This is a genomic window from Roseateles sp. GW821-FHT09B06 (assembly GCF_059418245.1).
Map to the genome: position 1 here is coordinate 71,876 of NZ_JBWKPM010000007.1, position 13,674 is coordinate 85,549.

At 69.2% G+C, this 13,674-nt stretch carries 10 protein-coding genes; all 10 read left to right on the plus strand.

Annotated features, from left to right (window positions below):
• The first annotated feature begins 2 nt into the window (after nucleotides 1–2).
• The 10 genes from gspD (at nucleotide 3) to gnd (ending at nucleotide 13,628) form a co-directional block, all read left to right on the plus strand.
• Nucleotides 3–2,231 carry a type II secretion system secretin GspD gene (gene gspD, locus AC07OQ_RS08495; RefSeq protein WP_495052674.1) on the plus strand — a complete coding sequence of 743 codons (2,229 nt, stop codon included), beginning with the start codon at nucleotides 3–5 and terminating at the stop codon, nucleotides 2,229–2,231.
• A gap of 22 nt (nucleotides 2,232–2,253) precedes the next feature.
• Nucleotides 2,254–3,669, plus strand: a complete 1,416-nt coding sequence (gene gspE / locus AC07OQ_RS08500) for a type II secretion system ATPase GspE (protein WP_495052790.1) — start codon at nucleotides 2,254–2,256, stop codon at nucleotides 3,667–3,669.
• Nucleotides 3,670–3,682: 13 nt separating this feature from the next.
• Nucleotides 3,683–4,900, plus strand: a complete 1,218-nt coding sequence (gspF, locus tag AC07OQ_RS08505; protein ID WP_495052675.1) for a type II secretion system inner membrane protein GspF — start codon at nucleotides 3,683–3,685, stop codon at nucleotides 4,898–4,900.
• Nucleotides 4,901–5,011: 111 nt separating this feature from the next.
• On the plus strand, nucleotides 5,012–6,001 hold the full coding sequence (locus AC07OQ_RS08510) for an AAA family ATPase (RefSeq protein WP_495052676.1): 990 nt from the start codon (nucleotides 5,012–5,014) through the stop codon (nucleotides 5,999–6,001).
• Nucleotides 6,002–6,031: 30 nt separating this feature from the next.
• On the plus strand, nucleotides 6,032–6,931 hold the full coding sequence (locus tag AC07OQ_RS08515) for a 5'-nucleotidase (protein WP_495052677.1): 900 nt from the start codon (nucleotides 6,032–6,034) through the stop codon (nucleotides 6,929–6,931).
• 211 nt (nucleotides 6,932–7,142) lie between these two features.
• A complete protein-coding gene (locus AC07OQ_RS08520) occupies nucleotides 7,143–8,186 on the plus strand; it encodes an ABC transporter substrate-binding protein (RefSeq protein WP_495052678.1) in 1,044 nt (347 codons plus the stop codon).
• Between the two features lie 18 nt (nucleotides 8,187–8,204).
• Complete coding sequence (locus tag AC07OQ_RS08525) at nucleotides 8,205–9,689, plus strand: sensor histidine kinase (protein ID WP_495052679.1); 1,485 nt, start codon at nucleotides 8,205–8,207, stop codon at nucleotides 9,687–9,689.
• Nucleotides 9,655–10,110 (plus strand): response regulator, encoded by a 456-nt coding sequence (locus tag AC07OQ_RS08530; RefSeq protein WP_495052680.1) that lies wholly within the window; start codon nucleotides 9,655–9,657, stop codon nucleotides 10,108–10,110. The genes AC07OQ_RS08525 and AC07OQ_RS08530 overlap by 35 nt, the downstream gene beginning before the upstream one ends.
• Nucleotides 10,107–12,074, plus strand: a complete 1,968-nt coding sequence (locus AC07OQ_RS08535) for a hybrid sensor histidine kinase/response regulator (RefSeq protein WP_495052681.1) — start codon at nucleotides 10,107–10,109, stop codon at nucleotides 12,072–12,074. Before AC07OQ_RS08530 ends, AC07OQ_RS08535 begins: the two co-directional genes overlap by 4 nt.
• 78 nt (nucleotides 12,075–12,152) lie before the next feature.
• The gene (gnd, locus tag AC07OQ_RS08540) at nucleotides 12,153–13,628 is read left to right on the plus strand and encodes a decarboxylating NADP(+)-dependent phosphogluconate dehydrogenase (RefSeq protein ID WP_495052682.1); all 1,476 of its coding nucleotides are present in this window, start codon (nucleotides 12,153–12,155) and stop codon (nucleotides 13,626–13,628) included.
• Nucleotides 13,629–13,674 lie beyond the last annotated feature (46 nt).

Here is a 13,674-nt window from a genome sequence, read left to right on the forward strand (position 1 = left end):
GCATGACCGCCAAGCTCCTGCCCCTGCTCGCTGCACTGACCCTGGCCCTGCCGGCATTCGCGCAAGGCCCGGCCTCGGCGCCGCCCCGCGGCCCCGCGCTGCGCGCCCAGACCCCGGTGACCCTGAACTTCGTCAATGCCGACATCGAGGCGGTGACGCGCGCGATGGGGGCGATGATGGACCGCCAGTTCCTGATCGACCCGCGCGTCAAGGGCACGATCACGCTCTACAGCGAGCAACCCCTGAGCGTGCGCGAGGCCTATCTCAGCTACCTGGCCGGCCTGCGCGGGCTGGGCTTCACGGTGGTCGAGGCCGGCGGCCTTTACAAGGTGGTGCCCGAGGCGGATGCCAAGCTGCAGACCGGCTCGGTGGTGGTGGGCGGCGACAGCAAGCAGCGCGGCGACCAGATCCTCACGCAGATCTACAAGCTCAACCACGAGAACGCCAACAATCTCGTCGCGGTGCTGCGCCCGCTGATCAGCCCCAACAACACCATCAACGCCAATCCGGGCAACAACAGCCTGGTGATCACCGACTACGCCGAGAACCTGCAGCGCATCTCGCGCATCATCGCGGCGATGGACACGCCGGGCAGCACCGACATCGAGGTGGTGCCGCTCAAGCATGCGGTGGCGTCCGACATCGCGGCCCTGGTGCAGCGCCTGGCCGACGGCAGCGGCGGCGGCACGGCCGGCGCGGCACCGGGCGTCAGCGGCGGCGCGCTGAGCGTGCTGGCCGACCCGCGCAGCAACGCCCTGATCCTGCGCGCGCCCAACCCCGCGCGCATCGCCGCCATCCGCGCGATGATCGAGAAGCTCGACCAGCCGGCGCTGGACAACAACGCCAGCGGCAATATCCGCGTGGTCTACCTGAAGAATGCCGACGCCACCAAGCTGGCCACCGTGCTGCGCGCCGCCTTTGGCGGCGGTGCGGGCAGCAGCAGTGGCAGCAGCTCGACCGGCAGCGCCGCCAGCGGCAGCGGCCTGGGCAGCTCGGCCCTCACGCCAGCCAGCCAGGGCACGCTCAACACCGGCAGCCTGAGCGGCAGCAGCGGCAGCAGCGCCAGCGGCTCGAGCGTGGCCAACACGCCGGTGGCCGCCTCCGCGGGCCCGTCCACCGGCGGCTTCGTGCAGGCCGATCCCTCGACCAACTCGCTGATCATCACCGCCCCCGAGCCGCTGTACCGCCAGATCCGCGCCGTGATCGACCAGCTCGACTCGCGTCGGGCCCAGATCTATGTGGAGTCGATGATCGTCAAGGTCGACGCCAGCAAGGCCGCGCAGTTCGGCTTCCAATGGCAGGGCATCTCAGGCAACAAGGGCGATTCGACGATCGGCGGCCTGGGCACCAACTTCGGCAGCGGCTTTTCCAACATCGTCAACCTCTCGGCCGCCACGGCCGGCGGCCTGACGGGCATCTCCACGGCCATCTCCAGCGGCGTCAACCAGGGCCTCAACATCGGCCTGCTACGGAAGATCGGCGATTTCTACACGCTGGGCGCGATCGCCAACTTCCTGGAAGCCAACACCGGCGCCAACATCCTCTCCACGCCGAACCTGGTCGCGCTGGACAACGAGGAGGCCAAGATCGTGATCGGCCAGAACGTGCCCTTCGTGACCGGCAGCTTCACCAATACCGGCACCGGCTCCGGCTCGGTCAATCCCTTCCAGACCATCGACCGCAAGGACGTCGGCCTGACCCTGAAGATCAAGAGCCAGATCGGCGAGGGCGGCACGGTGCGCATGACGATCTACCAGGAGAATTCCTCGGTGATCGCCGCCACCAGCAGCTCCAGCGCCGGCCCCACCACGGACAAGAGCTCGATCGAGACCTCGGTGGTGGTGGACGACGGCGCCATCATGGTGCTGGGCGGCCTGCTGAAGGACGAGTACCAGGACGGCGAGGACCGCGTGCCGGGCCTGGCCAGCATCCCGGTGCTGGGCAATCTGTTCAAGAGCGAGAACCGCAAGCGCGTCAAGACCAATCTGATGGTGTTCCTGCGCCCCGTGGTGATGCGCGACCAGAAGACTCTGGACCAGCTGACGCTGGACCGCTACGAGGTGATCCGTGCCACCCAGCAGGAGGCCGCGCCCAAGCCCAAGGTGATGCTGCCCGACACCGGCGCGCCGGTGCTGCCGGCGCTGCCCGGCTCGGTGCCGGCCGTGCCGCGGATCGACTCGCCGGCGGCCACGCCGGTGCCGGTGCCGGCCTCGGCGCCCTCGTCGAACTGAGCGCGAGGCTGCCGCCATGGCCATCCGCCACCCCCTGCCCTATGCCTATGCCAAGGCCCACACCGTGCTGCTGGAGGACGACGGCACCCAGCTGACCCTGTGGGCCGCGCCCGAGGTGGCGCTGTCCACGCTGTCCGAGGTGCAGCGCCTCTATGCGCTGGACCGGCTGGAGCATGAGGCCCAGGGCACCCTGGCCGAGCGCATCGCCAGCGCCTATGCCGGCAGCGAGTCGAGTGCGGCCATGGTGGTCGGCGAGGTGGAAAGCGCGGTGGACCTGTCGCGCATGATGCAGGACCTGCCGGCGGTGGAAGACCTGCTGGAGGCGGCCAACGACGCGCCCATCATCCGCCTGCTCAACGCGCTGCTGACCCAGGCCGCCAAGGACGGCGCCAGCGACATCCACATCGAACCCTATGAGCGCGCGAGCGCGGTGCGCTTCCGCGTCGACGGCACCCTGCGCGAGGTGGTGCAGCCCAAGCGCGGCCTGCATGCGGCCCTGATCTCGCGCCTGAAGATCATGGCCGAGCTGGACATCGCCGAGAAGCGCCTGCCGCAGGACGGCCGCATCTCGCTGCGCATCGGCGGCCGCGCCATCGACGTGCGCGTCTCCACCCTGCCCTCGGCGCATGGCGAACGCGCGGTACTGCGCCTCTTGGACAAGACCGAGTCGAAGTTCACGCTGGAAGGCCTGGGCATGAGCGGCGATGTGCTCGCCGCCTTCCAGCAGCTGGTGCAGCAGCCGCACGGCATCGTGCTGGTGACCGGCCCCACCGGCTCGGGCAAGACGACCAGCCTCTACGCCTCGCTGCAGAAGGTGGACACCGAGACCACCAATGTGCTGACGGTCGAGGATCCGATCGAGTACGAGCTGCCCGGCATCGGCCAGACCCAGGTCAATGCCAAGATCGACCTCACGTTCGCCAAGGCCCTGCGCGCCATCCTGCGCCAGGACCCGGACGTGATCATGATCGGCGAGATCCGCGACTACGAGACCGCGCAGATCGCGATCCAGGCCTCGCTGACCGGCCACCTGGTGCTGGCCACCTTGCACACCAATGACGCGCCCAGCGCCGTGACCCGGCTGATGGACATGGGCGTCGAGCCCTTCCTGCTCAGCTCCAGCCTGCTGGGCGTGCAGGCCCAGCGCCTGGTGCGCAAGCTCTGCCCGGCCTGCCGGCGCCAGGGGCCGGACGGCCGCTGGCACCCGGTGGGCTGCCCGGTGTGCGGCCAGACCGGCTACAAGGGCCGCACCGGCGTCTACGAGCTGATGGTGGTGGACGACGAGTTGCGCGCGCTGATCCACCAGCGCGTCTCCGAAGGCGAGCTGCAGACGGCGGCGCGTGCCAAGGGCCTGCGCTCGATGCGCGAGGATGGCGAGCGCCTGATCGACGAGGGCATCACCTCGGCCGAAGAGGTGCTGCGCGTCACCCGTGACTAGGCGCAACTAAGCCATGCCCGCCTTCAAATACGAAGCCCTGAACGCCGCCGGGCGCAGCAGCACCGGCCTGCTGGAGGCCGACAACGCGCGCGCCGCGCGTGCCCAGCTGCGCGCGCAGCAGCTGGTGCCGCTGAGCGTGCAGCCGGTCGAGCAGCATGGCGCCGAAGGGCGCGGCAGCTTCAGCTTCAAGCGCCGCGTGTTCAGCGCCACCACGCTCTCGGTCTGGACCCGCCAGCTGGCCGGCCTGGTGGGCTCCGGCCTGCCGATCGAGCGTGCGCTGACCGCGCTGGCCGACGAGAGCGAGGACCAGCGCCAGGCCGAGCTGCTGGCCCAGCTGAAGGCCGAGGTCAACGCCGGCGCGACCTTCGCGCGCGCGCTGGCCAGCGCGCCGCGCGAGTTCGACGAGGTCTACCGGGCCGTGGTCGCCGCCGGCGAGCAGAGCGGCGCCCTGGGCGCGGTGCTGGAGCGCCTGGCCGACGATCTGGAGCAGCGCCAGGAGCTGCGCGCCAAGCTGATCGGCGCAATGGCCTACCCGGCCATCGTCTCGCTGATCGCGCTGGTGATCGTGATCTTCCTGGTCACCTATGTGGTGCCGCAGATCGCCACCGTGTTCACCGGCAGCAAGCGCGCCCTGCCCTTCCTGACCGTGGCGATGCTGGCCGTCAGCGACTTCGTGCGCCACTGGGGCTGGCTGATGCTGGCGCTGCTGGCGGGCGGCTTCGCGGCCTTGTCCTGGGCGCTGCGCAAGCCCGCCTTCCGCGAGCGCTTCGATGCCGCCACGCTGAACCTGCCGCTGCTGGGCCGGCTGGCGCGCGGCTACAACGGCGCCCGCTTTGCCGCCACCCTGGCGATGCTGGCCGGTGCCGGCGTGCCGATCCTGAAGGCCCTGCAGGCCGCCGCCGAGACCCTCTCCAACCGCGCGATGCGCGCCGATGCGCTGGACGCGCTGGTGCAGGTGCGCGAGGGCGCGCCGCTGGGTTCGGCGCTGGCCGGCAAGAAGCGCTTCCCGGGCATCCTGGCGATGTTCGCGCGCCTGGGCGAGCAGACCGGCGCCCTGCCCGAGATGCTGGAGCGCGCCGCGCGCCAGCTGGGCACCGAGGTGCAGCGCCGCGCGATGGCGGCGGCCACCCTGCTGGAGCCGCTCTTGATCGTCGCGATGGGCGCGATCGTGCTGCTGATCGTGCTGGCGGTGCTGCTGCCGATCATCCAGCTCAACACCTGGGTCAAATAAGCCGCGGCGAACGGCACTATTCGACGATCCGGGGTTTTCTCCTACACCGCGCGCGCCCGGGCTTTGCTTGAATAGACTTGAGTCCTGAGCCCGGAGGACGGGAGTTGAGCCATGAGCACGAACGCCATCGCCTGTGTCAGCCCGCGCATCCCGATCGCGCAGATGCGCAGCGTGTTCAGCGTCAGCGAGGTCGAGCGCAAGCTCGCCAAGCTGCACGAGCGCGAGCATGAGGCCTTGCGCAGCACCTACCAGCGCATGCTGGACAAGGGGCCGCAGCGCTTCCAGGTCAAGCCCTCGGGACTGCCGGTCATGTCCGAGCTCTACGACGAGCTGCCCAATTTCCATCCGGTGCTGGACGATGTGCGGCGCCAGATCGCGCTGTGCGAGGACAGCGGCGATGCGCTGGAAATCACGCCCCTCTTGCTGCTGGGCCCGCCGGGCGTCGGCAAGACCCATTTCGCGCGCCAGCTGGCGGCCCTGCTGGGCACCGGCATGGGCTTCGTCTCGATGAGTTCGCTGACCGCCGGCTGGGTGCTCTCCGGCGCCTCCAGCCAGTGGAAGGGCGCCCGGCCCGGCAAGGTTTTCGAGGCCCTGGTCGACGGCGACTACGCGAATCCGGTGATGGTGGTCGACGAGATCGACAAGGCCGGCGGCGAGGCCAGCTACGACCCGCTGGGCTCGCTCTACAGCCTGCTGGAGCATGACACCGCCGGCAGCTTCACCGACGAGTTCGCCGAGGTGGCGGTCGATGCCAGCCAGGTGATCTGGGTGGCCACGGCCAATGACGCGCGCGCCATCCCCGGGCCGATACTGAACCGCGTCAACATCTACGAGATCGAGGCGCCCGATGCCGATGCCGCGCGCCGCATCGCGGCCCGGCTCTATGCCTCGATCCGCGCCCAGCACGACTGGGGCCGGCGCTTCGACGAGACCCCCAGCGCAGCGCTGCTGGAGCGCATGGCCGAGCTGGCGCCGCGCGAGATGCGGCGCGCCTGGATGACGGCCTTCGGCAACGCCAAGCTGGCGCGTCGCAGCACCGTCCTCTGCGAAGACCTGCCGGAGCCCGAAGCCCGGCGCAATCCGATCGGGTTCACGCACTGAGCGCAAGGGCGCGGCCACTATGATGGCCGCATGCCTGCAAGTCTGGACGGCCAGCTGGTCGTCGCCATCTCGTCGCGCGCCCTGTTCGATTTCGAGGAGGAGAACGAACTCTTCGAGGCCGAAGACGACCGCGCCTATATGCGCCTGCAGCAGCAGCGCCTGGACCTGCCGGCCAAGCCCGGCGTGGCCTTCTCCCTGGTGCACAAGCTGCTGGGCTTCAACCTCGCCGGCGTGCCAGCGCGGGTCGAGGTCGTCGTGCTCTCGCGCAACGACCCGGTCTCGGGCATGCGGGTGTTCCGCTCGGCCCAGCATTACGGCCTGACCATCCAGCGCGGCGTGTTCACGCGCGGCGGTTCGCCCTGGCGCTATTTGCGCCCGCTCAAGGCCCAGCTCTTCCTCTCCGCCAACGAGGAGGACGTGCGCTCGGCCCTGACCGCCGGCGTGGCCGCGGCACGCGTCTACCCGCAGTCGGCGCGCGCCTCCGGTGCCCATCCCCGCGAGCTGCGCATCGCCTTCGACGGCGATGCCGTGCTGTTCTCCGACGAGGCCGAGCAGGTCTTCCAGGCCAACGGACTGGATGCCTTCCAGGCCCATGAGCGCGAGCGCGTGCTGACGCCGCTGGCGGCCGGCCCCTTCAAGCCGGTGCTGGCCGCCCTGCACCGGCTGCAGCAGGATCGCGAGGATGCGATGAGCATCCGCACCGCCCTGGTCACCGCGCGCAGCGCGCCGGCGCACGAGCGCGCGCTGCGCACCCTGATGGACTGGCGCATCGAGGTGGACGAGGCGATGTTCCTCGGCGGCCTGCCCAAGGGCGAGTTCCTGCGCGAGTTCGAACCCGACTTCTTCTTCGACGACCAGATCGGCCATGTCGAGAACGCCACCGCCCATGTGCCGGCCGGCCATGTGGCGGCCGGTGTCAAGAACCACTAGCCTCCGCCCTTTCCAGAGCTCCAAGCGCGCCGGACGGCAAGGGGCGTGACGCCGCCCCTCCCGGCGCACTCTCCCCTGTGCGGGGGACAGGCCTTGCCAGTCCCCGGCAGCGCCCTTACATTTGCCGCAAACACATGCATTGCATGATCGTGTCCGGGCGGGCCGATGAGACGCCAGCCCTCGGGCGATGTCGTGCAAGGGAGTCGATGCAATGAGCGCTCCGCCTGAGGCCGGGGCGGTCGGGCTGGCGCCCGGCCGCCGAATGTGGGTGATTGCCGGCCTCGTGCTGGCATTGATCCTCGTGCCGCTCTGCCTGCTGGCCTGGTACTCCACCGGCAAGCCGGCGCCGGGTGAGAAGCTCAGCATCGCCGTGCCCTCGGCCCCGCATGCGGCCCTGCTGCATATCGCCGCCGCCCGGCAACTGTTCGCGGCCGAGGGGCTGGACGTGAGCATCGTGCCGACCACGCATGGCAAGGTCGCGCTGGACCAGTTGGCCCAGGGCAAGGTCGACCTCGCGGCGGCGGCCGAAGTGCCCTTCGTCGTCAATGTGATGAATGGCCAGCCGCTGGCCATCGTCGCCTCGGTGGCCAGTGCCTCCAGCGAGATGGCCGTGATCGCACGGCGCGACCGCCAGATCAGCCGGCCCGGCGAGCTGGCGGGCAAGCGCATCGGCATCACGCGCGGCACCAGCGGCGAGTACTACCTCTGGGCCTTTCTGACCCGCCACAAGCTCGCGCCCGACAGCGTGACCCTGGTCGACGCCGCGCCGGACCGGCTGGACCGCGAGCTGGCCGACGGCAGGCTCGATGCGATCGCGGCCTGGCAGCCGACGCGCGGCCGCGCGGTGACGGCGCTGGGCCAAGACGCCGTCTCGCTGACCGAGCCGCATGCCTATACCGCGACCTATGTGCTGATCGGCAAGAACGACTATCTGCGGCAGCACCCCCGCACGCTCGAGAAGCTGCTGCGCGCCCTGCTAAATGCTGAGGCCTTCCAGCGCGAGCAACCGCAGCTGGCGCTGCAACTGGTAGCCGAGCGCCTGCGCGTCGAGCCCAGCAGCCTGGCGCCCAGCTGGCAGGACCAGGACTTCCGTGTCGACCTGCTGCAGTCGCAGCTGATCACGCTGGAGGACGAGGCCCGCTGGGCCATGGCACGCGGCTACGCGCCCGCCGGCGCGGCGCCGAATTTCCTCTCGCACCTCCATCTCGACGCGCTGCGGGCCGTGCGGCCGGAGCGGGTCACGGTCGTGCATTAGGGCCGAACGGGAGCGCTTGTGAAGATCAGCACCAAAGCCCGGCTGGCCACCTTCACCGCGCTCGCCACGATAGCGTTCATCGCGCTGATGATCTGGCGCGCCAACGGCGAGGTCGAGGACGCCCAGCGCCAGCTCCGCCAGACCACCGCGGTCGCGCGCGCGCTCAGCGATCTGCGGCTGGTGACCTTCGAGTACATCCTGTATCGCCAGGAGCGCGCCCGCCTGCAGGAGCAGAAGGTCGCCGCGCGCCTGGAGCGCCTGCTGGCCGACAGCGCCTTCGGCGCCCGGGAGCAGGCCAAGCTGCTCGAGGACCTGCGCCACCGCCATGCGGCCGCGCACCGCCTGTTCGGCGAGCTGCAGCCTGCCTCCACCGACGAGCAGGCGGGCGCGCCGGGCGGCGACGCGGCGATGCAGCGCTTCGAGGCCCAACTGGCGAGCCGGCTGCTGATCTACCAGCAGGAAAGCGTGACCGACGCGACGCGTCTGGCGGAGTTCTCGACCGAGCGCATCAATGCCGCACAGCAGCGGGTGGTGATCGTGATCCTGGCGGGCCTGGCCCTGATCGCCGCCATCATCGCCGCCGCCGCCTGGCTCCTGCGTCGCAGCATCCTGGCGCCCATCGGCCGGCTGGAGCAGGCGACGCGCGAGGTCGCCGCTGGCAACTGGGACTACAAGCTCGACATCGGCAGCACCGACGAGATCGGCCGGATGTCGCGCAACTTCGATGCGATGACCCATGCGCTGCGCGACTCCTTCGCCCATATCGAGCGCAGCAACCAGGAGCTGGCGGCGCTCAACAAGGAGATCGAGGCCTTCAGCTATTCGGTCTCGCATGATCTGCGCAGCCCGCTGCGCAGCATGGACGGCTTCGCGCTGGCGCTGATCGAGGACTACGGCGACAAGCTGGACGAGGACGGCAAGGACGCGCTGCAGCGCATCCGTGCCGCCAGCCAGCGCATGGGACGGCTGATCGACGAGCTGCTGGGCCTGTCGCGGGTGACGCGGGCCGAGCTGTCGATCCGCTCGGTCGATCTGAGCGAGATCGCGCGCGAGATCGCCGCGTCGCTGGACCAGCAGCAGCCCGGGCGCAGCGCGCGCTGGGAGATCGACGCGGGCATCACGGTGCAGGCCGACAAGGCCCTGATGCAGATCGCGATGCAGAACCTGCTGGAGAACGCCTGGAAGTTCACCGGCAAGACCGCGCAGCCGGTGATACGCGTCGGCGTCAAGGAGCAGGAGGGGCGCCGGGCCTGCTTCGTGGCCGACAACGGGGTCGGCTTCGACATGGCTTATGCGGGCCGGCTGTTCGGCGCCTTCCAGCGCCTGCACCACGAGAGCGAGTTCTCGGGCACCGGCATCGGCCTGGCGATCGTGCAGCGCATCTTCCACCGCCATGGCGCAAAGATCTGGGTGCAGGCCCAGCCCGACCGCGGCGCGACATTTTTCTTCAGCTTGACGGAGCAGGGCGATGAGCGAAGCGAACAAGGTCATCTTGCTGGTTGAGGACAACCCCGACGACGCCGCGCTGACCTTGCGGGCGTTCAAGCGCAGCCACCTGGTGAACCCGATCACCGTGGCGCGCGACGGCATCGAGGCGCTGGACTTCCTGTTCGCCCGCGGCGCCTACGCCGACCGGGTCGACGCGCCGCTGCCGACCCTGGTGGTGCTGGATCTGAAGCTGCCCAAGCTCGATGGCCTGGGCGTGCTGCGGGCGATCCGGGCCGACCCGCGCACCCAGCTGCTGCCGGTGGTGATCCTGACCTCCTCGAAGGAGGAGCAGGATCTGATTTCGGGCTATTCGCTGGGCGCCAACAGCTATGTGCGCAAGCCCGTCGACTTCACGGAGTTCCTGGAGGCCGTCAAGGTGCTGGGCATCTACTGGCTCGCCATCAATCAACTGCCGCCGCGCGGGGTTATCGAGTGAGCAGCAAGGACATCCAGATTCTCTTTGTCGAGGACTCCGAGGACGACGCCAAGCTGGCCATGCTGGCCCTGCGCCGCGGCGGCTACCGGCCGAGCTACCAGCGCGTCCAGGACGCCGCGGCACTGCGCGCGGCGCTGAGCCAGGCGCGCTGGGATGCGGTGCTGGCGGACTTCAGCCTGCCGCGCTTCAGCGGCCTGGAGGCGCTCAACATCTTCCGCACCACCGAGCTCGACATTCCCTTTGTCTTCGTCTCCGGCACCATCGGCGAGGAGACGGCCGTGGCGGCGATGAAGGCCGGCGCCAGCGACTATGTGATGAAGCAGAACCTGGCGCGCCTGGCGCCGGTGCTGGAACGCGAGATGGAGCAGGCCCTGATCCGCGCCAAGCACCGCCAGGCGCAGATCGATCTCAAGCTCTCGCGCGACCGCTACATGGACCTGTACGATTTCGCGCCGGTCGGCTACATGACCTTGTCGCATGACGGGGAGATCGTGCAGCTCAACCTGACCTGCGCCGCGATGCTGGGCGACCGGCGCGAGCATCTGCTGGGCACCCGCTTTGCGCAGTCGGTGGCGGCGGTCGACCTCGACCGCTGGTACGAGCATTTCCTGCACACCCTGCACCGCGGCAGCCGGCAGCGCCTCGAGCTGCTGTTGCACGGTGCCGGCGAGCTTGGCTTTCATGCCCAGCTCGACTGCGTGCGCGTCAAGGCCAAGCTCAATATCCCGATGGTGCGCGTCGTCGTGACCGACATCAGCGAGCGCAAGAAGGCCGAGGCGGACCGGCAGCAGTTCGAGGCGCAGCTGCGCCATATCCAGAAGATGGAGTCGATCGGCACCCTGGCCGGCGGCATCGCCCATGATTTCAACAACATCCTCGGCGCCATCCTGGGCAATGTCGATCTGGCCCGCGGCGAGCTCGGCCAGTCCCATGCGGCACTGAGCAATCTCGACGAGATCCACAAGGCCAGCGTGCGCGCGCGCAATCTGGTGCGGCAGATCCTCACCTTCAGCCGCCGCGAACCGCAGGCGCTGCAGACCCAGCAGCTGCGGCCGGTGATCGAGGAGACCTACAAGCTGCTGCGCGCGACCCTGCCGGCGGGCATCGAGATCCATCTCGGGCTGACCGATGTGCCCTTGCATGTGCAGGCCGACGCCACCCAGATCCAGCAGGTGCTGATGAACCTGTGCACCAATGCCTGGCATGCGCTGAAGGACGGTGCCGGGCGCATCGACATCGGGCTCGAAGCGGTCCGGCTGGACGAGGCCGCCGCCCAGCGCCTGGGCGGACTGGCAAGCGGCGCCTATACCCGGCTCTGGGTCAAGGACAACGGCGCGGGCATCCCGGCCGAGATCCGCGAGCGCATCTTCGAACCCTTCTTCACCACCAAGCCGGTAGGGCGCGGCACCGGCCTGGGCCTGTCGGTCGTGCACGGCATCCTGGCCGCCCATCATGGCGCGATCGAGGTCGAGAGCGAGCCCGGCCGGGGCAGCGTCTTCCATATGTACTTCCCCTGCGTCGAACAGCAGGCCGATGCCACGATCGCACAGGCGGCGGCGCCGGAAGCCATCAGGGGGCATGGCGAGCATGTGCTTTATGTCGACGACGACGAGACCATGATCCTGGTGGTCGAGCGCATCCTGCAGCGCGCGGGCTATCGCGTCAGCACCTTCCAGGACGCCCAGCAGGCGATCGCCGCGGTGCGCGAGCATCCGGAGACCTTCGACTTCATCGTCACCGACTTCAATATGCCGGATTGCTCGGGCCTCGACATCGCGCATGCGGTGGCGCGCATCCGGCCCGAGATCCCGGTCGTGATCAGCACGGGCCTGATTACCGAGGAACTGCGCAACAACGCGCGCGACTCGGGCGTGCGCGGCCTGCTCGAGAAACAGAACACCTCGCAGGACCTGGGTGAAATGCTCGGGCGCATCCTGTCGCGCGAGCCCCGGCGGGTGGAGTAGCGGGGCGCAAAGCCTTGCCGCCGCCCTGTCGGACCACATGGCGGACAATCTGGCCCTCCATTGATCCGACACAACAAGATGCAGCCCCAAGCCGACATCGCCCTGATCGGCCTGGCCGTCATGGGCCAGAACCTGATCCTGAACATGGACGACCACGGTTTCACCGTGGTCGCCTACAACCGCACCACCGCCAGGGTCGACGAATTCCTGGCCCATGAGGCCAAGGGCACCAAGGTGCTCGGCGCGCATTCGATCGAGGAAATGGTGTCCCTGCTGAAGCGCCCGCGTCGCGTGATGCTGATGGTCAAGGCCGGGGCGCCGGTGGACGAGTTCATCGAGCAGCTGCTGCCGCACCTGGAGCCGGGCGACATCATCATCGACGGCGGCAACTCGCTGTTCGACGACACGGCGCGGCGCGTCAGGTATGTCGAGTCCAAGGGCCTGCTCTATATCGGCACCGGCGTCTCCGGCGGCGAGGAAGGCGCGCGCTTCGGCCCCAGCATCATGCCCGGCGGCTCGCCGGCGGCCTGGCCCCATGTGAAGCCGATCTTCCAGGCCATCGCGGCCAAGGTTGCCGGCCCCGACGGCAAGGAAGCGCCCTGCTGCGACTGGGTCGGCGAAGGCGGTGCCGGCCATTACGTGAAGATGGTGCACAACGGCATCGAGTACGGCGATATGCAGCTGATCTGCGAGGCCTACCAGCTGATGCAGGAAGGCTTGGGGCTGACACCGGCCGAGATGAGCGCGGTGTTCGCCGACTGGAACCGGGGCGAGCTCGATTCCTATCTGATCGAGATCACCCGCGACATCCTGGCCAAGACCGATGAGGACGGCGCGCCCCTGGTCGACAAGATCCTCGACACCGCGGGCCAGAAGGGCACCGGCAAATGGACCGTGATCTCCTCGGCCGATCTGGGCATCCCGATCACCTTGATGGCCGAGGCCGTGTATAGCCGCTGCGTCTCGGCGATGAAGAGCCTGCGCGTCGAGGCCGCCAAGGTGTTCGGCGGCGGCAGCCGCAAGGTCAGCGATGCCGACAGCGAGCGCGCCGCCTTCGTTGAGGCCACCCGCCAGGCGCTCTACGCCTCCAAGATCATCAGCTACGCCCAGGGCTATATGCTGATGGCCGCGGCCGCCGAACAGAACGGCTGGCACCTGAACTACGGCGGCATCGCGCTGATGTGGCGCGGCGGCTGCATCATCCGCAGCGCCTTCCTGGGCGATATCAAGAACGCCTTCGACCAGGATGCGCAGCTGCAGAACCTGCTGCTGGCGCCCTTCTTCGCGGCGGCGATCAAGAAGAGCGAGGCCAGCTGGCGCAAGGTGGTGGCCACGGCCGTGGAGAAGGGCATCCCGGTGCCGGCCTTCGCCAGCGCCCTGTCCTTCTTCGACGGCTTGCGCAGCGCGCGCCTGCCCGCCAACCTGCTGCAGGCCCAGCGCGACTATTTCGGCGCCCACACCTACGAGCGCGTGGACCAGCCGCGCGGCCGGTTCTTCCACACCAACTGGACCGGCAGCGGCGGCCGCACGGCGTCGAGCACCTACTCGGTCTGAGCCCGCTCGGCCGGCAAGAGACAAGGGCGGCCATGGCCGCCCTTTC